General features: G+C 49.3%; 24 protein-coding genes. 1 reads left to right on the forward strand and 23 read right to left on the reverse strand.

What is annotated here, in order from left to right; genetic code table 11:
• Nucleotides 1–257 precede the first annotated feature (257 nt).
• The 12 genes from ACQ5DJ_RS09585 to ACQ5DJ_RS09640 all read right to left on the reverse strand — a co-directional run bounded on the left by ACQ5DJ_RS09585 (nucleotide 258) and on the right by ACQ5DJ_RS09640 (nucleotide 12209).
• Nucleotides 258–731, reverse strand: coding sequence for an MgtC/SapB family protein (locus ACQ5DJ_RS09585; protein ID WP_106785905.1), 474 nt, complete (start codon nucleotides 729–731; stop codon nucleotides 258–260).
• A gap of 73 nt (nucleotides 732–804) precedes the next feature.
• Nucleotides 805–2493, reverse strand: coding sequence for a DUF4127 family protein (locus ACQ5DJ_RS09590; RefSeq protein ID WP_429842251.1), 1689 nt, complete (start codon nucleotides 2491–2493; stop codon nucleotides 805–807).
• Nucleotides 2494–2523: 30 nt separating this feature from the next.
• Nucleotides 2524–3867 carry an FAD-dependent oxidoreductase gene (locus tag ACQ5DJ_RS09595; RefSeq protein ID WP_429842252.1) on the reverse strand — a complete coding sequence of 448 codons (1344 nt, stop codon included), beginning with the start codon at nucleotides 3865–3867 and terminating at the stop codon, nucleotides 2524–2526.
• Between the two features lie 207 nt (nucleotides 3868–4074).
• Nucleotides 4075–4932: a carbohydrate ABC transporter permease gene (locus tag ACQ5DJ_RS09600; protein ID WP_429842253.1), complete on the reverse strand. Its 858-nt coding sequence runs from the start codon at nucleotides 4930–4932 to the stop codon at nucleotides 4075–4077.
• Nucleotides 4922–5860, reverse strand: a complete 939-nt coding sequence (locus ACQ5DJ_RS09605) for a carbohydrate ABC transporter permease (RefSeq protein WP_429842254.1) — start codon at nucleotides 5858–5860, stop codon at nucleotides 4922–4924. The genes ACQ5DJ_RS09600 and ACQ5DJ_RS09605 overlap by 11 nt, the downstream gene beginning before the upstream one ends.
• 11 nt (nucleotides 5861–5871) lie before the next feature.
• Nucleotides 5872–6558 (reverse strand): hypothetical protein, encoded by a 687-nt coding sequence (locus tag ACQ5DJ_RS09610; protein ID WP_429842255.1) that lies wholly within the window; start codon nucleotides 6556–6558, stop codon nucleotides 5872–5874.
• 54 nt (nucleotides 6559–6612) lie between these two features.
• Complete coding sequence (locus ACQ5DJ_RS09615) at nucleotides 6613–7905, reverse strand: ABC transporter substrate-binding protein (protein ID WP_429842256.1); 1293 nt, start codon at nucleotides 7903–7905, stop codon at nucleotides 6613–6615.
• 91 nt (nucleotides 7906–7996) lie between these two features.
• Complete coding sequence (locus tag ACQ5DJ_RS09620) at nucleotides 7997–8755, reverse strand: response regulator transcription factor (RefSeq protein WP_429842257.1); 759 nt, start codon at nucleotides 8753–8755, stop codon at nucleotides 7997–7999.
• Entirely contained in the window at nucleotides 8727–10583 is a 1857-nt protein-coding gene (locus ACQ5DJ_RS09625) for a cache domain-containing sensor histidine kinase (RefSeq protein ID WP_429842258.1), read from the reverse strand. Before ACQ5DJ_RS09625 ends, ACQ5DJ_RS09620 begins: the two co-directional genes overlap by 29 nt.
• A gap of 83 nt (nucleotides 10584–10666) precedes the next feature.
• Nucleotides 10667–11203, reverse strand: a complete 537-nt coding sequence (locus ACQ5DJ_RS09630) for an N-acetyltransferase family protein (protein WP_429842259.1) — start codon at nucleotides 11201–11203, stop codon at nucleotides 10667–10669.
• A gap of 85 nt (nucleotides 11204–11288) precedes the next feature.
• Nucleotides 11289–11801, reverse strand: coding sequence for an N-acetyltransferase family protein (locus ACQ5DJ_RS09635; protein WP_429842260.1), 513 nt, complete (start codon nucleotides 11799–11801; stop codon nucleotides 11289–11291).
• A gap of 15 nt (nucleotides 11802–11816) precedes the next feature.
• The gene (locus ACQ5DJ_RS09640; protein ID WP_429842261.1) at nucleotides 11817–12209 is read right to left on the reverse strand and encodes a hypothetical protein; all 393 of its coding nucleotides are present in this window, start codon (nucleotides 12207–12209) and stop codon (nucleotides 11817–11819) included.
• Between the two features lie 185 nt (nucleotides 12210–12394).
• On the opposite strand from ACQ5DJ_RS09640, the gene ACQ5DJ_RS09645 reads away from it, so the two are divergent.
• The gene (locus ACQ5DJ_RS09645) at nucleotides 12395–13363 is read left to right on the forward strand and encodes an MraY family glycosyltransferase (RefSeq protein WP_106653894.1); all 969 of its coding nucleotides are present in this window, start codon (nucleotides 12395–12397) and stop codon (nucleotides 13361–13363) included.
• Nucleotides 13364–13427: 64 nt separating this feature from the next.
• Here ACQ5DJ_RS09645 and ACQ5DJ_RS09650 read toward each other — a convergent pair whose 3' ends face one another.
• The 11 genes from ACQ5DJ_RS09650 to ACQ5DJ_RS09700 form a co-directional block, all read right to left on the reverse strand.
• Nucleotides 13428–14291, reverse strand: a complete 864-nt coding sequence (locus ACQ5DJ_RS09650; protein WP_429842262.1) for a GNAT family N-acetyltransferase — start codon at nucleotides 14289–14291, stop codon at nucleotides 13428–13430.
• A 25-nt stretch (nucleotides 14292–14316) separates the two neighbouring features.
• Nucleotides 14317–15036, reverse strand: coding sequence for an exonuclease domain-containing protein (locus ACQ5DJ_RS09655; RefSeq protein ID WP_429842263.1), 720 nt, complete (start codon nucleotides 15034–15036; stop codon nucleotides 14317–14319).
• A 150-nt stretch (nucleotides 15037–15186) separates the two neighbouring features.
• Nucleotides 15187–16608: a serine hydrolase gene (locus ACQ5DJ_RS09660; RefSeq protein ID WP_429842264.1), complete on the reverse strand. Its 1422-nt coding sequence runs from the start codon at nucleotides 16606–16608 to the stop codon at nucleotides 15187–15189.
• A 5-nt stretch (nucleotides 16609–16613) separates the two neighbouring features.
• Nucleotides 16614–17504, reverse strand: coding sequence for a serine hydrolase (locus ACQ5DJ_RS09665; RefSeq protein ID WP_429842265.1), 891 nt, complete (start codon nucleotides 17502–17504; stop codon nucleotides 16614–16616).
• A gap of 71 nt (nucleotides 17505–17575) precedes the next feature.
• Nucleotides 17576–19219 (reverse strand): peptide ABC transporter substrate-binding protein, encoded by a 1644-nt coding sequence (locus tag ACQ5DJ_RS09670; RefSeq protein WP_429842266.1) that lies wholly within the window; start codon nucleotides 19217–19219, stop codon nucleotides 17576–17578.
• Between the two features lie 222 nt (nucleotides 19220–19441).
• The gene (locus ACQ5DJ_RS09675) at nucleotides 19442–19723 is read right to left on the reverse strand and encodes a DUF2325 domain-containing protein (RefSeq protein WP_007729617.1); all 282 of its coding nucleotides are present in this window, start codon (nucleotides 19721–19723) and stop codon (nucleotides 19442–19444) included.
• 37 nt (nucleotides 19724–19760) lie between these two features.
• A complete protein-coding gene (locus tag ACQ5DJ_RS09680) occupies nucleotides 19761–19955 on the reverse strand; it encodes a YezD family protein (RefSeq protein WP_429842267.1) in 195 nt (64 codons plus the stop codon).
• Between the two features lie 334 nt (nucleotides 19956–20289).
• Nucleotides 20290–21255: an ABC transporter ATP-binding protein gene (locus ACQ5DJ_RS09685; protein ID WP_429842268.1), complete on the reverse strand. Its 966-nt coding sequence runs from the start codon at nucleotides 21253–21255 to the stop codon at nucleotides 20290–20292.
• Complete coding sequence (locus ACQ5DJ_RS09690) at nucleotides 21245–22231, reverse strand: ABC transporter ATP-binding protein (protein WP_429842269.1); 987 nt, start codon at nucleotides 22229–22231, stop codon at nucleotides 21245–21247. The genes ACQ5DJ_RS09685 and ACQ5DJ_RS09690 overlap by 11 nt, the downstream gene beginning before the upstream one ends.
• Before the next feature lie 186 nt (nucleotides 22232–22417).
• The gene (gene opp4C / locus ACQ5DJ_RS09695) at nucleotides 22418–23344 is read right to left on the reverse strand and encodes an oligopeptide ABC transporter permease (RefSeq protein ID WP_429842270.1); all 927 of its coding nucleotides are present in this window, start codon (nucleotides 23342–23344) and stop codon (nucleotides 22418–22420) included.
• 11 nt (nucleotides 23345–23355) lie between these two features.
• On the reverse strand, nucleotides 23356–24312 hold the full coding sequence (locus ACQ5DJ_RS09700) for an ABC transporter permease (RefSeq protein WP_056491363.1): 957 nt from the start codon (nucleotides 24310–24312) through the stop codon (nucleotides 23356–23358).
• Between the last annotated feature and the right edge of the window lie 35 nt (nucleotides 24313–24347).

The following is a 24347-nucleotide window of genomic DNA, read 5'->3' on the forward strand; positions in this document are numbered from 1 at the left end:
TTCCAGTCCAAGCGCCTCTGGAGCCCACCCTAGCGTAGGAAAAAATGGCGGGGAATTTCAGCTTCACTTATGGACTACCTCCTCGAGACTTCTGCGTTTGAAGCGCTCCCGCCATTTTTTCCGAAGCGGACAGTCATACCCCCTTGCGGGGCGTAGGCCGAAGCGTAGACTGGAAATTCGCTTCTTCCCCCACTTCAGTCCCTTTTCATGCAAAAAAAGCGACGCAAGGAAACTTCTCTGCACCGCTTCTCCATGATTTACTTCCCTAACCGCTTGTGCTGGACATCTTCCACACGCTGACTGATTCGTGCGAGTACAAAGGCAATGATAACCGAGAATATCACAATGCCGTAAAATCCGGCTCCGATCCCTATGCCAATCCCTCCAGCGAAAAAGATCATGGCCGCGGAGGTCAGTCCTTTTACTTTCAAACCGTCCTTCAAGATGACACCTGCTCCCAAAAAGCCAAGACCTGTGACAATCTGTGCAGCCAAGCGCATCGGGTCCATCATCGTTCCGTTGCCAGGCGCGCTGTATAGCTTTGTGCTGTAAATAGAAACGAGTGTGATGAGCGTGCAGGCTACGGATACGTACATGTACGTTTTCAGCCCAGCAGGCTTGTTTCTGTGCGAGCGATCCCACCCGATGAACAAACCGAGAATCGCGCTCACCACAACCCGCACATACATTTCCAAGTCATACTGCACATACAACCATTGTAGAGTCTCCATCCTCGTCACCTTCTTATAGCGATAGAGACATGATATGTGCAGATTCGAAAAATAGACCGGCCTTTTCTAAAGCTTACTTCCTTTCAATCTTCACTTCTGGCCCGACAAAGACTTCAAACAACCTTTCCCAAGGAAGCTTAATCTCCATATCCGTTACGTCGACGATTTCGCCTTCAAACGTATTCTTGCCTCTCTTTCCAATAACCAGCGATTGATTGGCAAAATAGTTTTCGTACCATTCTTCCGCATGTGGAGTCAGTGCATCCCTCACAAAATCATTGACTTCGTCGTAGTCATCTCCGAGATTCCACTCATTTCCCTTTAACTCTTTTACGAGGTCACGTGCTCCTGCCATCACTTCATTTCGGTAATGATGGTCATTTACAAACGATGACAAGAGCAGATTGATATGGGTTTCTGCTGCATCTACCGTTAAGGGCACACCGAACTGATTTCCTTTTTCCAAAAAGGCTGATCGTTGCAACGCCTGTCCCAACGCGCTTCCCATGTTATTTCCCGCCGTTCCCCATGCCGTGTAGGCGAAAAGTTCCGGCAGCTTTACTTCTTCTTGTAGTCGCTCGATCAGCTCAGGGTCAGCTTTATTTGTAATCGTAACGTCTGTAATTGCGACCTGCTTTCCTTCCTCCAGAAGATCATTGATATCTTCGACGAACTCATCCAGGTCTTCGCGTCTCTCTGCGTTGCTCTGGCCTTTTTTCTTCGGTGAATGGATCATTAATACGATATCTGCATCGTCTTCATCCCGAACGGGCTTGCCGCCTGCTGCGATAATATGCTTCTCGACATTTACATCAAAGGTCGTGTCTTCAAACGGCGCTGTCCACTCACTGCCGTCTATACCCGAATACTCGACTGCTACTTTTGGATGGATGCGCATTTCGTTCAAGGAGAATCGGCTCAACAAGACGGTTCCTACTTCGTCCGCTCCAGGGAAAATCGCTACACGATCCTCTACATCCAGCTCCTTTGCTTTTTTGACCAAGGTCTCCCGTTCTGCCCGGTGAAGACCATGAGGAGCAGCGTCATCCTGAGCCAGCACTAAATAATCAATGGTCCCATCTTCCACCCAGTCGATCAACAAGGAGTTAATCTTGTGGTTACGCTCGCGGGCATTCAAGTAATCTTCCAGCACAGACTCGGGAATCTCCCTTTCCAACTGATCGAGCCGATCCTTTTTTTCTGTCATGCCGAGATTGTGCACTTCATCGTATAAAATAGCCCATTCTCTGATTTGCTCATAGTACTTCAATGTTTCGGGATCAGTTGCCGTTACCGCCAAGCGTTGAATCGTATCGAAGACGTAGATCGGCTTTTTGGAATTTTTGTCTCTCAGTCTCTTAATGGCTTCGATATTTGATAAGGCATCTTCATAGGACTGTTGATCGGTACGGGACGCAACTAGCCCGCCATATGCCAGCATGCTGACAGAGATAACCGAGCCGTCCACTTTGCTTGCTTGTTTGATCAGCCAATCGCCAATTTCTTCCCCATCGCCCGGGGTCATAAAGTGACCGAGCATGTCTTCATCCGGCATAATCGTCTCCACCCCGCCTGCCCGTGCTGACATTTGCGGAAAATACGTATTGACCGGACGATCATCGAGGGGGACAAGGGCGACTTTGGCAATTGGCTTTGGTGATGCTTTTTTCGCTGCAACTGTACTCGTCTGCGTAAATGGAACCATGCCTGTTACTAGTGCTGCCATAGCCAGTGTTGAAATGACAACGCGCAACTTTTTCATAGATCCAATCTCCTTTCAAAATGAAAAGGTTTAATCGAGAACGGCATTCGCTAGACGCAATTGTTCCTGTAATTTTGCCACGTGAATCAATCGCGGAATGGTCATGTCATGAAATGCGATGGCCGCTGCTGTACCTGCTGCTTGCCCTGTAGCCATACAGCTCGGGGTAAGCCTGGTCGTAGCCAGCGCCTCATGTGTCGTAGAGATACAACGCCCCGCCGCAAGCAGGTTGTCGATGGACGGAGGGATCAGGCAACGATACGGAATGTCATAAGCGCCCTCTCCTTCAATATCTGCTGCCACTACGCCTTTACCAGAAGGATCGTGAATGTCAACCGGATAGCCGCTTCGTGCGATGACATCCGGAAAACGTCTACCCGCGACTACGTCTTCGATCGTCAAGCTGTACTCTCCGACGATTCTGCGTGTCTCGCGGATTCCAATTTGCGTTCCGACTGCGGAGATAGATGCTTTCGCGAAGCCCGGGACTTTGTTTTTTAAAAATTCAGACATCAATAACACTTGACGTCTCCCTTCTTCCTCCGCTTCCGTCAAGTCCTCGACATCTGTTCCATCCAGCCCCTGTACCCGCGTGCAATTGATCAGGACTTCATCACTCTCGGGCCCTGTGAAAAACAGAACTTGATCCCGATTAATCGGAACACCTGACATCTTCCAATGCGTATAAAAGCCTTGGACACCTGTCAGTGGAATGGACGGCAACTGTGCAAACGGCGTCTTGTGATAAAACTCCTCCGGATGATCAAGCATGTACTGCTTGACCTGCTCCAGATCGACGCCGCGCATGCGAAACTTCATGGTCATCGGCTGTGTCAGACCATCTACATCCCGCCCTTTGCTCGTCGGCGCTCCCGCTAAATAGGCGATATCTGCATCTCCTGTCGCGTCGACGAACACCTTGGCCTTAATCTCATACTTGCCCGATTTGCTGGTGAGTGTAACCGAAGTAATCTCTGTCCCCTCTACCTTCACCTGATCGACAAAGCTGTGGACAAACAGCTTGACGCCCGCTTCCTTGAGCATTTCCACAGCGACCAGCTTGTAAATTTCCGGATGATATGGCGTGACTGTGCTCACGAATCCCACCGTATCCTGCAAATGTCCAGGCGATCCCCCCTTTTCTCGCAAGCGGTCGACGATTTCCTGCGCAATTCCTTTGATGACTTGCTCGCCTTTCTCTGTATGAAACGTCATCCACGGATAAACGAGCGCAATCGTCGACATCCCTCCGAGAAAGCCGTAACGCTCGATCAGGATCGTTTTGGCTCCCAATCGTCCGCTGGCGAGTGCGGCACTGATTCCTGCCGGTCCCCCGCCTACCACGACCACATCTGCTTCTACTACACGATCCATCTGCACTCACTCCTTGTTGAACTTATTTTCAATCCATGTTCAAAATGTCGACTTTTCAGCACCGAGAAAATGGCGAGAACCTGAAGAAGCAGGAGCGGAGTGTAGAAGACCTACACGAGCACCGAACTTCGAAGGTGAACGTCATTTTCGATGCCGAGAAGCTTCCAGAATTACTTCGTGATCAAAAGTCGATATTTTGAACTTCCTTTAATCTTTTAGACCCGTCATCGATACACCCTCGATAAACTGCTTTTGGGCGAAAAAGAACACGATCAAAAGCGGCAAGGTCGCCATGACGGACGCACTCATCAGATGATGCCAAGCTGTCCCTACTTCATCGGTAAACAAGGACAAAGCGAGCGGCAGCGTCATCAGCTCTCTGTCGTTGATGAAAATGAGTGGATCGTAAAACTCGTTCCAGCTCGTCAAAAACGTAAAAATCGTCAGCGTCGCGATAGCTGGCTTCGCCAGTGGCAGCATGATGCTCCAGTAAATCCGCCAACGCGAGCAGCCATCAATCATCGCCGCCTCCTCCAGTTCTTTCGGAATCCCGAGGAAAAACTGGCGCATGACGAACACACCAAAAATTCCGCCTGCTCCAAAAATGGGAAGCACGATCAGCGGCACATGCGTATTGATAAACCCTAGCATGCGCATGAACAAAAACATCGGAATCGACGTCACTTCATGCGGAATCATCATCGTCGACAGTAGCACTAGAAAGACAATATTGCGTCCGCGAAACGGAATTCGGGCAAACGCATAACCCGCAATCGAGGCGAATAATACCGTTCCAACCGTGACCAGAATCGCAATGTACAGGCTGTTCCAATAGAACAGATGAAACGGCGTATTCGCCAAAACCTCCGTGTAGTTCTCCAAGCGGATTGATGAAGGGATAAACTCTGGCGGAAAGACGAATATTTTGGCCGGCTCTTTTAACGATGTAGAAAGCATCCACAAAAAAGGCACCAGCATCAGTAGGGAGATCGCTCCTAACGCTACATAGTGACCGCCAATCCCCAATAACTTGCCTGCTTGTATTCCGTGGCGATTACTCTTCATGGAACACCCACCTTTTTCTAAACTGCCACTGCAAGAGTGTAAAGACTAAAATGATAAAGAACAGCACAAAGGCAAGTGCAGACGCATAGCCGAATTCAAAGTTTTTGAAGGCACGCTCCCATATGTAATAGACGAGCACCTTTGTACTGTTATCCGGCCCCCCCTGAGTCATGACGTAAATCTGCCCAAACACCTTGAGCGAGCCGATGATCGTCAACAACGTAGTTAAAAAAACCGTCGGGCTAATCATCGGGATCGTAATCTGAAACAATTGACGCGTCCGACTGGCCCCATCAATACGTGCCGCCTCATATAAGTGAACAGGCACCTGCTGTAAGGCAGCGATGAACAGAACCATGTTCAAGCCCACATTTTTCAGGACACTCGTCACGATCACCACTGGCATCGCCAGCTTTGGATTGTAAAGCCATGAGGGGCCTGTAATCCCGAACATCTGCAAGATTTGATTGATAAACCCTGTGTCTGTCGCAAACAAATACTTCCACACAATCGCCCAGACAATCAGCGATGTCATGACCGGCACAAAAATAGCTGTGCGGAAAATCCCGATCCCCGGGAGCTTGCGCACGAGCAGTAAGGCCAACCCCAAAGCCAACACGATGTTCAGGGGGACGAGACCAGCCGAGAACGCAAATGTATTGCCCACGACTGTCCAAAATTCGGCATCCTGAAGGATCGCTCTGTAATTTTCCAAACCAATAAATTCGGCTTCCCCCAGTAACGGCCAATCCGTAAAGCTCATGTACAGCGCGAGCAAAAGCGGACCTAGCAACAGCGCCACAAACCCGATGACCATCGGACTTATAAATAGCCATCCTGTCAGATTCGCTTCCCGGCTGAAGGATCTTTTCCTTGTGCCACTTGTTCTCTTGTCAGGAGAGAGCGGGACATTCAACTTGCTCTCCATACGATCCCTCCTTAGTTGTCAATCGCATTCCGCAATGCATGGATGGAACGGCGAATTTCATCCTCGTTCCTCCCGATCGCCATCGCTCCAGCTAACAGGACACGAACTCCCGTTTCCCGCAGAGCTTTCATATCCTCCGCCACAATTTTTCGCTGTGTCGGGACGATGATGGGGATGCCTGCCTTCTCTACGATGTACCGATAGGTGAGCAGGTCGGCAAATGTAAGCCTCGTGCCATACTCACTCCCCGGAATAATCGAAGCCTCCAATGCGGTCATGGGAAAATGCTTCACGGCATCCAATCGGTTCAAATCAAACTGATCATCGATGGCAAACGTACTCGCCACCCCTTCATTTTTTAATAGGGACGCTGGCAAATGATGACCATAGATGGAGAGAAAATCGATTCCCAGCGAATCGAACTGTTTGATTTCCTCGGGATTGAGCTCCTCCATGGACCCGCCCGGAACAATGCCAATCGGCCCTGCGAACTGGCGGCGTATCGTTTGGAGAAAGTCCGTATATTCAGCCAGAGGACCGAACCGGTTGCCACTGGCACGATGGTACACGTTGATGTGCATCTTCAAGCCATCTGCGCCTTCCTCCATGGCAGCTCTGGCTAAGCTCTCGTCGTTTTGCGGGAGACTGACCATGAGCAGAAACGGCTTCTCTTCCAGTGCCTGTCGAAAACGATTCATCGTAACCTCCCTCTCAAATCACAACGGCCTGTATCCCAGACCGTTGTGACGAGCTTACTTTTTCAGGATCGGATTGACTTTCTCTTCCAGCGACTTCACGATATCCGCAGGCTGTGCCGTTTGACCGAATAATTGATCAAAACCAGCCAGTATTGTCGTATCTATTTTTTGCCAGTCCACATGACCTGGTTGCAGGTGTGCCTTAGGCATTTCATCGATAACCGCCTGCTTGATGTGTGCAGGGTCAGGATTGCCTGGAACATTCAAAAACGGATCGGAATTCAGCACGGACAAGCGCGGCGGTACAAAGTAGGTCGAGGTCTCCTGGACACCCTGCTCACTCGCGAGAAACTTGAGGAATAGCTTGGTCTCCTCCAAATGCTTTGTTCCTTTGAAAATCGAATACCCTGCCTGACCGAGCATCGGTGCCGAGCCTTTTGAACCCGCTGGCATGGGAGCAATGTCCCACTTGAAGTCCTTGATCGTCCGCGCCTTCGAAACGTAGCTGTACACATCAAAGAACATGCCAATTTTGCCTGATTCAAAGCTGACCTGCTCCCCCGCCTTCGGATGCGATCCATCGGTAAACATCATCCGTTGGAGCATGCTGAGTGTCTCCACTCCATATTGGTCATTCCACGTAAACTGATTCATTTCTTTGTTGAACGGGCCGCTGCCATTTGACCATGAATAGGAAGACAGGATGATCCACGTTTTCCAATCGCGGAAGAAGTTGACCCCGTAGATTTTGCTCGCCCCAGTTCCGCTCGAGATCGCCTGCGCCGACTTTTCGAATTCCTCCCACGTCCATTTTCCTTCTTTCGCTAGGTCGTTCGGCGATTTCAAGCCTGCCTTGTCAAACAAGTCTTTGTTGTAAAACATCACGGTAGGCGGGGTAGAAAACGGCAGTCCGTACAATTTGTCATCTTTTTGGAACAGCTCAAGCGTCGACGGAATAAAGTCGTCCAGCTTAAAAGCAGCGTCGTTCTTTACATCCGAGACATCTTCCAATATCCCATTCTCCATAAACTGCGGCACCATTCGCTCAGACACCCAACCGATGTCAGGCAGCTCCTGACCAGCAGCCAGCACCGTCACCTTTTGCTGGTAATCGGGGAATGGCACAGATTCCAGCTTCACTTTGATGGTCGGGTTTTGTTGCGTAAATTTTTCAGAGAGCTTCGTATACAGGTCCTGGTGGGCTTGGTTGCCCCATGTCAAAAACGTAAGCTCGACTGCTTCTTTCTTGCCTGTTGCGGAGTCACCGGGAGTCGTCGAGGTGTTGCTGCACCCAAATGTAAACGCTGTCAAAGCAGTAGACAATGCCAACAGGATTGCCTTTTTCATGGCGTACCTCCTTATCTGTTTTCCCTGTCATCAGTATAAAATTGAGTGAATAGTAAGATAAATCACGCGGAATTTAGATTTGGTATGAGATTTAAAGATCTTTACTTCCGACGAGATCCCGGTAGCTCCCGGGCGTCATCCCGACTTCCTTTTTAAAAACCAGCATGAAATGCTTCGCGCTCAGATACCCTACTAAGCGGGCGATATCATACACCTTCAGGCTCGTCTCGTGTAACAGCTGCTTGGCGCGATTCATCCTCACCTGCGTGATGTAGTCAGAGACATTTTCCCCCGTCTCGATCTTGAACAATTGACTCAAATAGATCGGATTCAAATGAACAGACTCCGCCAGTGTCTGGAGTCTCAGATCACCGTCCAAATGATCGTGAATAAATGCTTTTACCTTGCGAATGATTTGTCTTTCTTCTCGATGGCTGCCGTCGACGCTGTTTACTTCTTCCCTGACTTTCTTTTTGCGATCCAACGCTTGTCTGATTTTTGTGAGCGTGCTCACCATCTCTAATCGATCAATGGGCTTCAAGAGATAATCGGAGACTTTGTACTTCAACGCTTTCTGTGCGTAGTGAAAATCACCATAGCCACTAATAATCACGATGGGCAGCTCTTCGTACATCTCCCGAATTTTCCCGATTAGCGCCAAGCCGTCGACTTCCCGCATGCGGATATCCGTCACAATTAAATCAGGCATTTCCGTGCGCAGAAAATGCAGGGCATCCTTTCCATTTTCCGCTTCTGCCATGACGGCAAAACCAGATGTTCCTTTTTCAATTAACATTTTCAAGCCTTCCCGAATCATTCGTTCATCTTCCACCAGCAATACTTTGTACATAGCGTGATTCTCCCTTCTGAAAATCGAGCGGAATCTTCATCGTAATTTCCGTGCCTTGATCCGGACTGCTCACAATCGTCAGCCCGTACTCATCCCCGAACAATAAGGTCAGCCGCTGGGAAATGTTTCGCAATGCCGTCCCATTGTGTGCGTTTCCTGTCATCTCATGCTGCTGCATAGGCGTACGCAGACTTGTAAGTAGATGACGTAATGATTGCTCAGACATTCCCTTGCCATTATCCCTCACGCTGATTTGCATCACACCCTCCTGACAATGCGCCGTGAGCCATATCGTCCCTCCCAGTTCTTGATGCTCAATCCCGTGTGCAATTGCATTTTCAAGCAATGGCTGTAACAGCAGCTTCGGGATACGCTGATCCGACAAGCTCTCTTCCACGTCCATATACACATGGAGGCGCTCTCCCAGACGAATCTTTTGGATACGGACGTAGGATTCTAACGATACGAGTTCTTGCGTCAGCGAAACGTGCCCATCCTCTCGAGCGACCGTATAGCGCATGAGTTTTCCGAGCGAAGAAACCATGTCGGACACATCGTAATTACCTGAGCGAATCGCCATCATATTGATCGACTCGAGTGTGTTGTAAATAAAATGCGGATTGATCTGGCTCTGCAAGGCCGCTAGCTCCGCCTCCCGCTCACGCAAGCTACTGAGATAGACCTCATTGACAAGGCGGTTGATTTCCTCGACCATCTGATTAAATTGCTCGCTCAGCTTCCCGATCTCGTCTTGGGAATCGACTGGAACTCGTTCATGGAAGTTACCTCGCTTTACTTGCAGCATTTTTTCTTTCAATTGAACGAGCGGCTTGCTGAGCGAATAGGAAAAATAAATCGCGAGTCCGCCAGCGACGAGTAAAAATAGCGCCGCAATCAGCATCGTAAAACTGCGCAAGCTATTGGATTCTGCGAGCAGGACGTCGAGCGGAATTAAACTAATCACCACAAGCCCCGTCTCTCTCGACTGATGGTCCACGAAGAGATATCGCTGTCCCTGAATCATCATCTGATTCGTATCCCCGCGATTGATCCCGTCAGTTTCTTGCAGCAAAGTACGATAACCCGGTGAGCCTTCGCTGTCCCTCTTTTCATAAAACAGCTCGTTTCCCTCATTGACGATGATCAAGCTCCCATCCTTGGTAAAAGGCATATCGGACAAGATCTGGTCAAACATGTCCATTTTCATGTCGATTTTAATGATTCCGAGCGGTACTTTCGTATACGGCTCTCGCAATAACCGAGCCACTGACACATAGTGCTCACCAGAGGCATCCAAATAATAGCCGGGCCGATGCTGTGGAATAATGACGGCTGCCCCCTGTTCCTTGATCACGCGCGAATACCATCCCTCTTCTGCCAAATCTCCCTTGCTCTTCATGACGGAAGGGTCCAGATTGGAAAAAATCATGCCATTCCCCGCGATGATTTGAATGCCTTTTACTTCCGGTCGGCTATAGGAAAGACTGGATATATACAGCGTCATCTTCTCCCTTTTTTCCATGGAGAGAAAAGAAGTAGCCGACGTATTTGTCTGAATTTCTTTTAAAATGGACAGGACTTCTGGATCGTAGAGCGGCATGAGTGATAAACGCTTCATCTCTCTTATATTGCGCTCCAGGTTGCGATTGATCTGACCCACAATCTGCCCTGTGTATTCAGCCGTCCTCCATTCCGTTGAAGCCGAAAACTTGTTGTACGTGATGATTCCTTGCAAGCTTAACGGGATTGCGATCAAGCAGAGAAAAAGCGTGAGAATCTTTGCCCGCAGTGTTCCTTGCAAAAAAACCGTCGAGACTTTCCTTTTCATGATGGCCCCTTTCCCCTTGTTTGAATAATCAGCATTTTGTTCATCAAAAAATCCGTCAGGTCAAAATCCTGACGGTCTACTCCTCAGTCTATGTCGATGCCCATGTAAAGACAATCGTAGAATGTATCCTCAATCATAAACTCTCTCGTCAACGTACCAAATTCCTTGAAGCCTAGTTTTTTGTACAAACGAATAGCAGAATCGTTGTCTGAACGGACTTTCAGATTGATTTTTCGTATCACCTTTGATTGCTTGGCCCATTCCAGCAGGGATTCCAGTAGCAGTCTCCCAACCCCTGATCCCCAGAACTCTTTCAAGACGCTTATCCCAAATTCGCCTACATGCTGCGTTCTTGATCGGGTCCCTCCACGAAAAGTCAGGTTCCCCACAACCCTCCCGTCCACCTCTGCAATCAAACACAGTTGATTATGAGCTTCTAGAAATCTTTTGATGTTTTCTTTTTGCTCATCAGGGGTTACTGTCCATTCTTGAGAGCCAAATGACAAATTGTCCGTCTCTCCTGATACCCGATGTATGAACGCAACTAAGGCTTCAGCATCTGCCAGCTCCGCTAATCGGATGATGACATTTTGACCAGACTTCAGCTTGGATACCTTCATAAGAACCTCCCAGCATTGGAAACTTTTCATACTATTAAAACAAAAAAACGGACGCCTGTTAACCGCCCGCTTGTAGCTTGTACAACTATTCCAATGTTTTAAAGTAAAGGACGGTATCATGCAAGCTGCCATCAGCCGATCGGGAAAACCCCGGGATGCGTCCTGCTTCTTGATAGCCCATCGACTGATACAACTGGTTGGACAGGTCGCCTGCTCGTGTATCCAAAACGAGGAGGCTGCGGTTTTCAGCAAGGGCTCTGGCCTCTGCCAGCAGCATCAGTCCACGTCCAATCCCTTGACGCTGCGCAGTAGGATGAACCATCAGCTTGGCGATTTCTGCTCGATGCAATCCATTTGGACGACTCACCAGATGCAACTGGATGGTTCCGACGATGACATCTTCCTGTACAGCTACCCAAATTTTCACATGTTCATGGGGAAACGAAGTCCAATAGGCATGTGCTTCTTCCAGTTGCATAGGCGGTAAAAAGCCAAGGGAAGCCCCATCCTCTACGACATCGATTAGCAATTGGGACAGCTGACGCCGTTCTTCCTCTGAAAACTCGATTCCTTCCCGATAACAAAGCGCTGACTTCATAAGAACCCCTCCGTATCAAGGTCGATAGCCGTACATACTGAAAACAAACAGCAAGCATAGATAGATAATCACTGCGGGTACAATGGTTAGAGCAATGATAAACCGTTTCTTCACACTGTCGGTATTTCGAAACAGCCAAAAGTAGATAAACAGCAGGATGAGGAAAAATGGGACAAAATAAAAGCCGAGCATGAATCCCACCCAATCCGAGTTGGTTTCCCAGAACTGCTCCGGCACGGGCACCCGATGATATTCACTATATATCTGTTCTTTACGCGAGACAAATAGGTAAGATAGCACGAGGTAGTAACCGAATATAACGAATTTTAGCCAAGCCCTGATCTGCTTCGCGGCGAGTGTTATGGAAAAAATGATTCCTAGGATAAACCATAATGCGATGTATTCCATGTGGATCCCTCCTACGAAGGATTATAGGGATCGGAACTACTGGAGATAAGTACCAACTTTTTTTGGTACCTCACCCTCACATGATTACAAGAGTCGACAAAATTTGGAATCCTTCCTATAATAGACTTGTCAAACAACACAGTATGCGAGTATTTTTGCATTAGAAAGCTCACTACCTGTAGGAGATGGTCACGATAACGTACGCTCTTTCGTTTTTCCTGTCGTTTTGTATCGTTATGGTGCTGATTCCGCCTCTGGCTAAATTGGCATTTCGCCTTGATTTTGTGGACAAGCCACGTAAAGACGTGGAAAGAAAAATTCACCGGGAGCCTATCCCATTGACAGCCAGCTACGCTATTTTTGTCGGCTTTGCTGCATCGTTTTTGCTCTTCTCGAAAGAATCGACCGGGCAAACGATTGCTGTTCTGTCAGGCTCACTACTGCTGCTTATTATCGGTACCATTGATGACTGGTACAAAACACAAGGCAAGGATTTTTCCGCCCTGCCTAAGTTGATCGTCCAAGTATCGGCCGCCGTGATTGTCTACTTGTCGGGTATTACTTTTTCCGGCTTTTACAATCCATTGAGTGGCGAATACATATTGCTCCCGGAATGGTTGCAGTTCATCCTGACCATCCTGTGGATTTTCGGAGTAACGACGGTCATCAATTTTTCGGATGGCATGGATGGCTTGGCTGGAGGGCTTTCTGCGATTTCCGCAGGCACACTCTTCGTGGTCGCCTTGGTAAAAGGACAAAGCACATCTGCGATCATGGCGATCAGTCTGATCGGTGTTGCCTTGGCTTATCTGCGATACAACAAGCCACCGGCTAAAATTTTCATGGGAGATGCAGGCGCGACCTTCCTCGGCTTTATCTTGGCGGTTATCGCGTTGGATGGTGCCTTTAAGCAGGCAACGGTTCTCTCCTTGTTCATTCCGATTTTAGCACTTGGTGTGCCGATTTTTGACAATCTGTTTGTAGTGACCAAACGCTTCCTGCAAGGAAAGCCGATCTACCAAGCAGATGCAAGCCAGGTTCATTATCGCCTGCTGCGTTCTGGACTCAATCCAAAACAGGTCGTCACCTTCCTGTGCTTGATCAGTGTTTGCTTTAGTCTGACGTCCATTATCCTGCTCCTGCTCGGAGTATAGGTTATCGGTCACAATGAAAAATGCCGCTCGGGTCTTATCCTTGCGGCATTTTTTTATGAGTGGATTACGCGAAGTCTCTCTTCGCTGTCGTGGTCGTTTGAAACGTCTGGAAGCCTGTCCGTTCGTACAACGCAATCGCAGGTTCATTGTGGGTACCTGTGACGAGATGCGGCCTCAAACCCTTTTCTAGCGTCCGGTTCACAAAAAAACGGACAAGCTCTTTGCCGTAGCCTTTGCCTTGATGCACGGGATCTACGAACACATCGTAGACCTCGCCATGTCCTGTGATGATCAAGGACCCGACGAATACTCCTTCATGCTCGAACAAATAAATGTCCTCTCTCATCTCACCCAACAGCCAGTTTTTCCATGCGTTCATCGTTTTCTCAGGATAATCCGCCAGACGGTATGGCTGAAGATCAATGCCTTTACGCACTTCGTAGTAAGCGTCACTCTGCGATTGGATGTACATATCCATATCGGATTCGGTGAACTTTCGTACATCGAGTGTCGGTTCCGGCCCGATCTCTCCTGTGTATTTCATCAGATGATGTCCCCAGATAGAAGCAAAGCCTCTCTTGGCAAAAAAATCAGCACCCTGTCCGTGGTCTACGCGGTAGGTAGCCATAACTGCCGTCGGCTTCTCCTCGTGCTGTTGCAGTTCCAGCCACAGCTTATCGAACAGCCGAGAGCCGATTCCTCGCTTTCGATGGTCTGGTCGTGTATAGACGTATATTTCTGCTGTTCCGTCTTCGCCGGAGGAGTTCAAATCATATGTGCCACAGCTGATGATTTGATCGTTTTCCTCCCAGATGTAAACCGTAGCTTTTTCCACGATATCGCCAATCTCTTCGGTCCTCCAAAGCATGCCTTCACCAATCATCGTGACGATTGTCTCTTTGTCATTTGATTGTGCTTGCCGTATCATCTACGCACTCCTCCGTTCTCTCCCGTTAACTCTGCTGGACGGTTGCTGCTTCTGAGGCTTTTTCCAAATTCTTGCGATGTTGCAAGCAAGCCTCGCACCTTCTGCTTTTTCGCCCGAAAGCCGTGTAGTATTTGCTTTTTTTGCAAGATCGGCACGTAATGTACAACGAGCTCGACAAATTGTAATTCTCTTCTGGCGTGTTTTCTTTCAGGTGCACCGTCTTGTTGTATTTGATGAGCAAATGAGCTGTGTGGATGGCATCGACCAAGGCCGAGTGCAGCCTGCCCTCCTGGATGATTCCTGCCGTATCGATCGCTTCTTTCAGACTCATCTGCTTGCGATCAGCCAAAAGCATGCTAATCGGCGGCTGGATGTCATTGTAATTGCGCATCCAGTTGAAGTCCAAACCGAACCGCGCACAATGCTCGATCATCAACCGCTTGTCGTCTTGCCCCCAAGTGCACAGGTAGTATTCAGAATCGGTGCCAATCCACTCCATAAATTCTGCGAATGCCCGGCGAAACGGGATAAAGGTTGGCATGTTCTCTTTATCGAGACCGATGAATTTGCGGGTTCTCTCTGAGATTCGGCGCTCAATGGCTGGAAAGGTGTAGCGCTGAAATGTGTCGACCTCCACACCATTTTTTCCGGGTACGACTTTTGCCGCTCCGATCTCAATAATTTCCGGGATCTTGTCTCTCTGATAAGTCAATGTCGTTTCAAGGTCAAAAACAATGATCTGCAAGCGTAATCACATCCTGTATGTATTGTCTCTATTATGGCTTGGATCGGGCATAGAAAGCAAAACAAAGACAAAAGTGGCTGCCTGATTGGCAACCACTTTTTTAAAATTCTTTTGCTAGAGGGACTACGAATAGGATTTCTACTTTCGTCCCTACTTCTTTTGTGTGGATTCCCTCGTCAACTGACGCAATCCGTAGCTCATCCTCGCTATTTTCCCGTCTTCATCCCGGAGAAACTCAATCCAAGGAATGGAGTCTCTTTTTTGGAAAACGAAACTGTCTTTTTGTACGGGTATCAGTGGATACGAGAGACCATCCACCTCCAGGATTAGCTTGCCTTCGCTTTTGGCTATCGATACGTTTACCCATTCTTGCGATGAGTAGCGACCCTCGTACAGTGACAATTGCTCATCAGCGACCTTGTATGGATCATAGGCATAGACTGGAGCGCCAGCCGGCCTTTCAAAATAACTGTTCAAAAAGCCGAGAACCAACTCTCGGACGCTCACTCCATCGAGATTGACCAGAATCACGCCCGTAATCCCTTGATCTGGAACCGAAAAAATGTGCGAGCTGATTCCCTTTAACGATCCGCCGTGCTCCACCAGCAATCCATCTGGAAAGGCAGGCGAGACCATCAGCCCATAGCCGTATGAGCGGTGCCCGTCCACACGCGCAAAGGGAGTGAGCATCTGCTGGACGCTATCGGCAGACAGAATCGGTGTCGGGTTTCCCACTGCGCCCTGACGAAAGGCATCTAAATAGGCGAGCAGATCGTTCACCGTTGATTTGAGGAATCCTGCTGCTCGCATCGCTGGGGCGTCGTGCCAGATGGATGCTGCAATGACTTGGTTTTCGTCATCGATTTTTTTGTTGGTATACAAAATCGTGACGTCATCCTTGTCAGCCAATTCATCCACGGAGAAAACGGTTCTGTCCATACCCAGTGGCTGCAAAATATGCGTCGCAACGTAGTTTTCATACGTCTGGCTGCTGACCCGTTCAATGATCGCCCCCAAAAGCCCGTACGCATCGTTGTTATAGCTAAAGGCACCTCCTGGCTCTGAGAGCGGCTCCCCTTCGAATCCAGCAATGGCTTCCATGACTTCTTCGTACGTATCCAGGTAAGGCACTGTCTTCAGTTCTTCCTCTGCCTTGGTTCCAATGACAGCAGGATCATTCTCCATGCTCCGTCTCATTGCGCCGTCTAAGTAAGGCATGGGTGCTATTCCAGGCGTATGTGTCATGAAGTGATGAATCGTCATGCGTGCTGTCAGCTCGTGGTCGCCCGCCCGAAGCTCAGGCAAATATTTTACGACCTGATCGTGGACAGACAGCTTGCCTGCCTCCTGCAGCTGCATGATCGCAACGCAGGTAAACGATTTAGTGATGGATGCGATGCCAAAAACGGTGTCGAGGGAAAGTGGCAGTTGCTGTTCTCTGTCACGAAAACCAAATGTCCCCTCGTACAAAAGCTCACCATCACGCGCAACAGCAATAGCTGCGCCCGGAGCATTTACCTCGTCCAGCAGCTGCTGAGCATACGTGTGGAACTTGTCATTCCACGTCGTCATTTTCATCAACTCCCTATCGCTTGCTCATAAATCGCTTTTGCAACACTGGCGATGGTTAGCTCTGCGGATTCTTTGTCAGCCACACCGCGTGATAGTGCCGTGATCGCAATCATGCCTTTTCCTTCGGGCAAATAGATGATGCCAGCATCATTGACGACTGCATTGACGGTTCCTGTCTTATGCGCGACCTTTGTTCCTTCTGGCAGCAAGTACGGCAGACGACTGTTGTAATGCTGACGTCGCATGATGTCTAGCATCAGCTCGCAGGATGCCTCCGTGAGAATTTCTTTTCGCGCAATCATGATAAGCAGGCGGTTTAGCTCGGCTGGAGTGGCTACGTTATTATCACGGGTAGGCATGGATACATCGTGGATCAATTCGTAATTGCCTGACTCTTCCCGGCGCATGAACTCATCGAATCCTGCCTGCGAAGGTGCAGGCTCGTTCATACCCACGCAGTGGTTGAGGAGCTCCCAGCAATTATGCCGCAAATGAATCTGTGAAAGACCGAGCTCATGCATGTGCTCATTCACCTTGTCGATGCCGCCGATCAGCTCGATGATTTGGTCTGTCGCATAGTTATCGCTGACAATCGTCATCAGTGTCGCCAAGTCTTTTACCGTTAAGGCCGCTCCGGCATCCAGCTCTTGCAAAATGCCTGACCCCGGTACGCGATCCTCCCATTTCAGTGTGACACGCTGGTCGAGGCGGATTCGTCCTGCTTCCACCTCGCGCATCAAGGTGACCATGATTGGAATTTTGAATGCACTCGCCAGTTGAAACAACTCTTCATCCAGATGCCCTGCTGACTCTCTCGTTTCCAGATGCACAGCTGCGATTCCAAAAATACCGGGCGCTTCCTTCAGCACGTTTTCTACTACTTGCTGCCATGTCATAAAAATTCCTCCCCCATCGCTCGCAAAACGGCCCACACGCGGATTTTTGTGTCGGCCATTTCTTTTCAGCGCTATTGTTCTTTGTATCCCCACTTGAAGTCGATGTAGCCCAACGGATCTACTGTGATGCCTTTTACCTTTTCATTTTGTACCCATGAATTGACACTGGAGTACACACCTGTGACCGGCATTTCTTCCATCAAAATGCTCTCCGCTTCGACCAGATACTGATTGCGCTTGGCCTCATCTGGCTCAGCATACGCCTTTTTCACCAGCTCTACGTATTTCTCGCTAAACCAGAAGGTAGAGTTATTGGAACTGTACTTCTCCATCATCAGCTCCAGGAAGTTGACGGAGTCGTTGTAATCTCCCGTCCAACCCGTTCGGGAAATCATGTACTTCCCTTGCTCCTGATCGTCAAACATGACCTTCAATTCTTTGTTGATCAGCTTGACGTCCACACCGAGAGCTTGTTTCCATTGAGCCTGCAATGCTTCGGCAATCTTCTTGTTGAGATCGGAGGTATTGTAGAGATAGGTGATTTCAGGTAGCTTAGTGATGCCCATCTCCTTCATTCCCTCTGTCAATAACTGTTTCGCCGTCTCCACATCATTATCCTTGAAATACCCTTCCGGCTTCAGAGAGGCGGAAAGGGGGACGAAGCCCATCAAGGGAGTCTGTCCGGCTTGACCGATGTTTTCTGCGATGTCACTGCGGTTAATCGCGTAGGCAAACGCTTTGCGGATTTTGCTATTCGTAAATGGCGGCTTCTCTGTTTGGAACAAGAGATAGTAGTTGGTGGCACGTTTCATGGTTTGCAGCTTGCCTTCGTCGCGCAACGGTCCAATGGCATCCGCAGGCAGACCGCTAATCGGGCCGCCAGCCCAATCCAGCTCGCCGCTATTGAACAGCTCCAGTTCGGTATTCGTATCCTCTATCATGGAAAACTCGACTTCGTTGAACTTCACGACGTCTTTGTCCCAATAGTGCTCGTTTTTGGCCAGCTCAATCTTGTTTTTATGCTCCCAATTCACCAGCTTGAACGGCCCATTGGTCACGATGGACTCGGGCTTTTTCGCCCAATCGGGATTGGCTTCTACCACCTTTTGATTGACCGGATAGTAGAAGGTCGCAAGTGTCAGAAAGTAAGGAGTAGGATTTTCCAAGGTGACTTGCAGCTTCTTGTCATCGACGACCTTGATGCCGACATCCTCCGCTTTCGCCTTTCCTTCGTAAAAGGCGCGGGCATTTTTTATCGGATAATACTTGTAAGCAGAGCCACTGGCTGTCTTCGGATTGAGCACGCGCATCCAGCCGAAGGCGAAGTCTTGAGCCGTAACCGGGTCGCCATTGCTCCACTTGCTGTCGCGCAATGTAAAGGTGTACACCTTTTTATCCTCAGATACTTGAATGTCGGATGCAACGGAATTGACTGGCTTGCCATCCTTGTCCAAACGAACGAGCCCATCGTACAGCGAACGGATAAAGGCACCGGAAATGACATCGTTGGACATGCCTGAATCAAGTGTTTCAGGCTCGGCTGCATTCATGTGCAAGATCTGCTCTGCCGCAGGCTGCGCAGTTGCCTGCTGTGCTGACGCTGGTTGCTGTTGGTTGTCTGGTGCGGTTTGAGTCGGCGTATTGCCACTGCTACAGCCTGCAAATAGCCCCGTAAGCAAAACGAAGAGACTTGTTATGACAACTGGTCTTTTCATGCTGTACCCCCTTGTTTGAGTCGGATAACCGATTATTGAAAAAATATTCTGCAAATTTTATGCCATTCGCGTTTTCGGTTGTTCTTTTGTTGTTTTTATTCAGTGCTGAATACTTTTACCCGAGTCGGTCCGACAAGTTTCTACCAGTAGTCTCTGTCACGCAAAAAAGAAGTATTCATCCTTGAATACTTCTATTCATTCGCGCATATGGGGCTGTCCTCTCTAGCTTATCGCTGGTTCATACATGGCTACCGCATCACATGACCTTCGGCAAAAAACGATCGGGACGTGCTTTTGCTTCGCCAGCTTCTTTATATTTTTACTCAAGCTGTGACTCACGAAGTTAATAAAGACAAGAACAAGCTCCGTATCAGAAGGAATCGTCGCCTTCACATCGGATTTTTTGCGACCTGATACGTGATAGACATTCTGGAACCCTTTGTTCTGTAACAAGCTCTCGATTTCTGCTACCCGATCTCCTCCTACCACAAGAACGCCTGCCATAGTCCTTCCTCCTCTCTTTTTTTCCACGCCTACTCTTCTATTTTCCGGTGCGCGCTTGTGAAATCTTTGTTTCAGGCTTTTCCGTCGGGAGTCTGTATTTTTCCGTTCGCTCAATCTGAACGACCTGTGAATCGTGAATCACAATATGTATGGAGCCGTATTCCAAACCATCCAGTGCGCGCACGATTTTCTCTAATAAGAGATCGTCTAGGGAAATCTCATTTTTTGACATGGGGATCACCCTCCTGTTTTGATAAAATCAATACATATTATTCCTACCTTTTTACTTTGTTTTATGATCCGATAATACCTCTTGATCCCCATAACTGTAAATGTCAAACAGTTTCGGGAGCAAGAGGCTCTTCTCACCTCATTTTCCTTCGATTGCCGAAAGCTCCCTGCGCAACTAGACAGCTTGGTTGTCTTTGTCCTCGCGGGAGCTTTCGGTCGACCGATCAGCCAATTATTTAAAAACCGATGCATTTACTATGATATGAAAATATTACCATAAGATTCTGCTATCGGTCAATGCCCCGTGCAGTTCTTCGTTCCCCCATTGATTCCCTTTACACCAAATGACAGGCGACAAATCTGTCGGTGCTAACCTCCCGAAAAGCAGGCACTTCCTGTCGGCAAATGTCTTTCACATACGGGCAGCGCGTGTGGAATTTGCACCCTGCTGGAGGATTCGCCGGACTTGGCATGTCTCCCTGCAGGACGATGCGTTCGCGCTTTTTCTTTGGGATCGGGAGCGGCACAGAGGAAAGCAATGCTTTGGTGTACGGATGGAGCGGCTCCAAAAACAATTCATCCCGAGGTGCCAGCTCCAGCAATGACCCCAAATACATGACGCCGATCCTCGTGCACAGATGCTCCACGACGCTCAAATCATGCGAAATAAATAAGTACGTCAACTTCCTTTGCTCCTGCAACTCTGCAAACAAATTGATGATTTGGGCTTGGATCGACACATCCAGAGCAGATACTGGCTCATCCGCGACGATAAAATCAGGGTTCATCATAATCGCCCTTGCGATACCGATCCGTTGACGCTGACCACCCGAGAACTCATGCGGATACCGATCGACATGATACGGCGCCAATCCACATAAAGCCATGACCTCTAAGACTCTTTCTCTGACCTCCGCTTGTGGGAGCAGCCCATGATCAAGCAGCGCTTCCCCCAGTGCTTCTCCGATACGAACGCGTGGATTCAGCGAGCTGTACGGGTCTTGAAAAATATATTGCATCCGTGGGCGCAAAGCTCGGAGCTCTTGGCGATTCAACGCGTGCACATCGATACCTTGGAAGTGGACATCTCCCTCTGTCTTTTCCAAAAGGCGCAGGATAGTGCGACCTGTCGTGCTTTTTCCGCTGCCGGATTCACCAACCAGCCCGAACGTCTCTCCTTTTTGGATAGAAAAGCTAACGTCATCCACCGCTTTTACATGGCCGATTGTTCTGCCTAAAATCCCTCCAGTAATCGGGTAATATTTTTTTAATCGGCGCACTTCCAGCAAATTATTGTCCACGGGTGATCTCCTCCTCATACAGCCAGCACGCGACCTTTCTGCCGTCTCCCCCATCACGTAAAGGCGGCTGCTTCACCCGGCAAATGTCCAAGCACTGATCGCATCGGTCATGAAAATAGCAGGATTCACCGAGTGTCGTCGGATTCGGTACTTGACCAGGGATGGAATACAGCTTGGCTCTGCGTTGATTCAACACAGGCTTGGAGCGAAGCAAGCCTTGTGTATACGGATGCTTCGGCTCCTCGAACAGCTCGACGACAGGAGACACCTCTACCACTTTTCCTGCGTACATCACGACCACATGATCGGCCATCTCCGCTACGACACCCAGATCATGCGTGATAAAAAGAATCGCAGTTTGGGCTTCTTCCTTGATTTTGCGCAGCAGATCGAGAATTTGCGCCTGAATGGTCACATCCAAAGCAGTCGTCGGCTCATCAGCGATCAGCAGGCGGGGATTGCAGGATATGGCGATAGCAATCATAATGCGTTGCAGCATGCCCCCGCTCAATTTATGGGGGTACGATTTGGCGATTTCTTTTGCCCTTGGGATTCCTACTAGCTCGATCAGCTCGATGGCTCGCGCTTGGGCTGCTTTTTTGCTTAGACCTTGATGCTCCACGATCGGCTCCATGATCTGCTCACCGATGGTCAGTACGGGATTGAGTGACGACATCGGTTCCTGAAAAATCATTGCCAGCTCGTTGCCGCGGAGCTTTCGCATCTCTTCTTTGCTGACTTTTCGCAGATCACGGCCTGCAAACCATATCTCACCCGAAACGATACTGCCTACCGCCTCTGGGATTAGTCTCATCAATGACATGGCTGCCGCGCTTTTGCCGCAGCCTGACTCGCCTACGATGCATACGGTCTCTCCTTCATGGACGCGCAGATCGAGGGAATCGACTGCTTTGACCACGCCTTGTTCGGACTTGAAGTAGGTGCTTAAATTTTGGATTTCGACTAAAGCATTCATGCTTGGCTCACCTGCCTTTTTTTAAAGTAGCTGTAGTGGATGGGGAGAAGTGATTCCCAGTCTACGCTTCGGCCTACGCCCCGCAGGGTGTCACTGTCCGCTTCGGTGGCGCTTGGACTGGAAATCACTTCTCCCTGCGCTGCTATATTTTGAAAGTTAGTTCACGACGGTGATATCAAAAACTCATCAACGTTTCTGCTTCGGGTCCAAAGCATCCCGCAATCCATCCCCCAGCAGATTGATCGAGATCACAGTAGCAAAAATAGCAATCCCAGGAGGAACCCACAGCCACGGTCTTTTCTGAAAATCGATCAAGGTATTCGCCGCATCCATCATATTGCCCCATGTCGGCGTTGGCGGGACCACTCCGAGGCCGAAGTACGATAATACGGATTCACTCAGGATCGCACCACCGACGTTCAAGGTGGCAACTACAATTAAGAGTGGTGTCAGATTGGGCAGCAAATGGAAGAATAGTTTGCGTCTGTCGCGCAGACCGAGCACTTCTGCTGCTTGCATGAATTCACTTTCACGCAGGGTGAGCATCTGGCTGCGGACCATTCGCGCCAAGCCGGGCCAGCCGATCAGGCTCAGCATGACCATGACGATGTAAATGCGGTAGTCGGTCGGGATTTTCCACTCGGAGAGGACTGCGCCCATAATAAACAAGAGTGGCAGACCAGGAATGGTCATGAGCACGTCCGCTACGCGCATAATCACTTGATCGACCCACCCGCGGTAAAAGCCAGCCAGTGCACCGAGAAGGGCGCCAACGGAAACGGAAAGCACCATGGAAGCGATGCCGACTGTCAATGAGATTCGGCCAGCCTGCATCAACCGCGTCAAAATGTCTCTGCCCAAGCTGTCCGTCCCGAGCCAATGAGAGAAGTTTGGCGGCTTGTTGATCATGGCCGTATTAATCTTGCCGGATGCGTACGGAGAAAAAAACGGACCGATGAAGCATGCCACTGCCATGACGAGTAAAAACACAAGTCCAAACATGGCCAGTCGCTTCTTTTTCAGTCGCATAAACGCCTCGTGCCACAAGGAAGAACGCAACGCTACCTGCTCCGGTCTCGTCACCTCCGCTACTTCACTTACCGTTGATGCCATTGTTTTCCCTCCTATTTCAACCGAACCCGCGGGTCCGCGACTCTGTACAGCAAATCAGCAGATAAGTTTCCGATGACGGTGAGAATCGCCAGGAACATCGTAAAGCCCATCAAGAGCGGGTAGTCCCGTACAGAAAACGCCTGCATGTACAACTGTCCGACACCGGGCCAGTTAAAAATTTTTTCCGTGATGATCGCCCCACCGAACAATGCTGGCAGCTCAAAGCCTAGCAGTGTAATGGCGGGTAGGAGTGCATTGCGCAGCGCATGCTTGTGCAGGACAACTTTTTCCTTCAGTCCTTTTGCCCGGGCTGTGCGCACGAAGTCTTGTTGAATGACCTCCAGCATGTTCGTTCGAAAATAACGAGTCAGCGTCCCCACGCTCAGCAAAGTCAACACCGTCACAGGCAAAAACATATGCTGAACCACGTCCCACGCATAGGCGAGCCCTGTTTCCTTGCTGCCGATCGTCATCATGCCCCCTGCGGGAAACAGCTTGGCATCAACAGCAAATAACTTGATAAACAGCAGCCCAACGAAAAAGACAGGCAACGACATCGCTGCAAAAACGCCGATCGTCACGAGTGCATCGAACCAGGAGTGCTGCCTGGCAGCAGACAGAACTCCGATAGAGATCGCGATCAGCCACGTAAAAAAGGTGGAGGTAATCGCGAGCAAAAACGAATTCCAGATGTAATCGTTCAACAGCGACATCACTGGCTGTTGGTATTGCAGAGAATAACCAAAATCGCCTTGGAGGGCGTTTTTCATCCAGATGAAATACCGTTCGACGACAGGCTTATCCAGCCCGTACATCGCTTTTAGCTCCAGCTTTCGTTCCGCAGTCAGCTTGGGACTCGTATCGACGAAATCACCGGGCGTTAGGGCATATAGGAAAAAAATCAAAATGGATGCGCCGAAGAGCGTCAACGCCATGTAAAAGACCCTTTTCAGGAAGTAGGACGTCATCGTTGGTCTCCTTTCATGCTTGGGGAAAAAAAGAA

It is taken from the genome of Brevibacillus sp. FIR094, from assembly GCF_050477165.1.
GTDB lineage: Bacteria > Bacillota > Bacilli > Brevibacillales > Brevibacillaceae > Brevibacillus.

Excerpts from the sequence above, each read along its gene's own strand:
- ACQ5DJ_RS09615 (WP_429842256.1), bottom strand. The coding sequence starts at position 7,905 with ATGAAAAAGGCAATCCTGTTGGCATTGTCTACTGCTTTGACAGCGTTT.
- ACQ5DJ_RS09690 (WP_429842269.1), bottom strand. The coding sequence starts at position 22,231 with ATGAATGCTTTAGTCGAAATCCAAAATTTAAGCACCTACTTCAAGTCC.
- ACQ5DJ_RS09605 (WP_429842254.1), bottom strand. The coding sequence starts at position 5,860 with ATGGAGAGCAAGTTGAATGTCCCGCTCTCTCCTGACAAGAGAACAAGT.
- ACQ5DJ_RS09600 (WP_429842253.1), bottom strand. The coding sequence starts at position 4,932 with ATGAAGAGTAATCGCCACGGAATACAAGCAGGCAAGTTATTGGGGATT.
- ACQ5DJ_RS09665 (WP_429842265.1), bottom strand. The coding sequence starts at position 17,504 with ATGACATGGCAGCAAGTAGTAGAAAACGTGCTGAAGGAAGCGCCCGGT.
- ACQ5DJ_RS09660 (WP_429842264.1), bottom strand. The coding sequence starts at position 16,608 with ATGACGACGTGGAATGACAAGTTCCACACGTATGCTCAGCAGCTGCTG.
- ACQ5DJ_RS09645 (WP_106653894.1), top strand. The coding sequence starts at position 12,395 with ATGGTCACGATAACGTACGCTCTTTCGTTTTTCCTGTCGTTTTGTATC.
- ACQ5DJ_RS09640 (WP_429842261.1), bottom strand. The coding sequence starts at position 12,209 with ATGGAATACATCGCATTATGGTTTATCCTAGGAATCATTTTTTCCATA.
- ACQ5DJ_RS09585 (WP_106785905.1), bottom strand. The coding sequence starts at position 731 with ATGGAGACTCTACAATGGTTGTATGTGCAGTATGACTTGGAAATGTAT.
- ACQ5DJ_RS09590 (WP_429842251.1), bottom strand. The coding sequence starts at position 2,493 with ATGAAAAAGTTGCGCGTTGTCATTTCAACACTGGCTATGGCAGCACTA.
- ACQ5DJ_RS09630 (WP_429842259.1), bottom strand. The coding sequence starts at position 11,203 with ATGAAGGTATCCAAGCTGAAGTCTGGTCAAAATGTCATCATCCGATTA.
- opp4C (WP_429842270.1), bottom strand. The coding sequence starts at position 23,344 with ATGGCATCAACGGTAAGTGAAGTAGCGGAGGTGACGAGACCGGAGCAG.
- ACQ5DJ_RS09620 (WP_429842257.1), bottom strand. The coding sequence starts at position 8,755 with ATGTACAAAGTATTGCTGGTGGAAGATGAACGAATGATTCGGGAAGGC.
- ACQ5DJ_RS09675 (WP_007729617.1), bottom strand. The coding sequence starts at position 19,723 with ATGGCAGGCGTTCTTGTGGTAGGAGGAGATCGGGTAGCAGAAATCGAG.
- ACQ5DJ_RS09650 (WP_429842262.1), bottom strand. The coding sequence starts at position 14,291 with ATGATACGGCAAGCACAATCAAATGACAAAGAGACAATCGTCACGATG.
- ACQ5DJ_RS09670 (WP_429842266.1), bottom strand. The coding sequence starts at position 19,219 with ATGAAAAGACCAGTTGTCATAACAAGTCTCTTCGTTTTGCTTACGGGG.
- ACQ5DJ_RS09680 (WP_429842267.1), bottom strand. The coding sequence starts at position 19,955 with ATGTCAAAAAATGAGATTTCCCTAGACGATCTCTTATTAGAGAAAATC.
- ACQ5DJ_RS09595 (WP_429842252.1), bottom strand. The coding sequence starts at position 3,867 with ATGGATCGTGTAGTAGAAGCAGATGTGGTCGTGGTAGGCGGGGGACCG.
- ACQ5DJ_RS09635 (WP_429842260.1), bottom strand. The coding sequence starts at position 11,801 with ATGAAGTCAGCGCTTTGTTATCGGGAAGGAATCGAGTTTTCAGAGGAA.
- ACQ5DJ_RS09610 (WP_429842255.1), bottom strand. The coding sequence starts at position 6,558 with ATGAATCGTTTTCGACAGGCACTGGAAGAGAAGCCGTTTCTGCTCATG.
- ACQ5DJ_RS09700 (WP_056491363.1), bottom strand. The coding sequence starts at position 24,312 with ATGACGTCCTACTTCCTGAAAAGGGTCTTTTACATGGCGTTGACGCTC.
- ACQ5DJ_RS09625 (WP_429842258.1), bottom strand. The coding sequence starts at position 10,583 with ATGAAAAGGAAAGTCTCGACGGTTTTTTTGCAAGGAACACTGCGGGCA.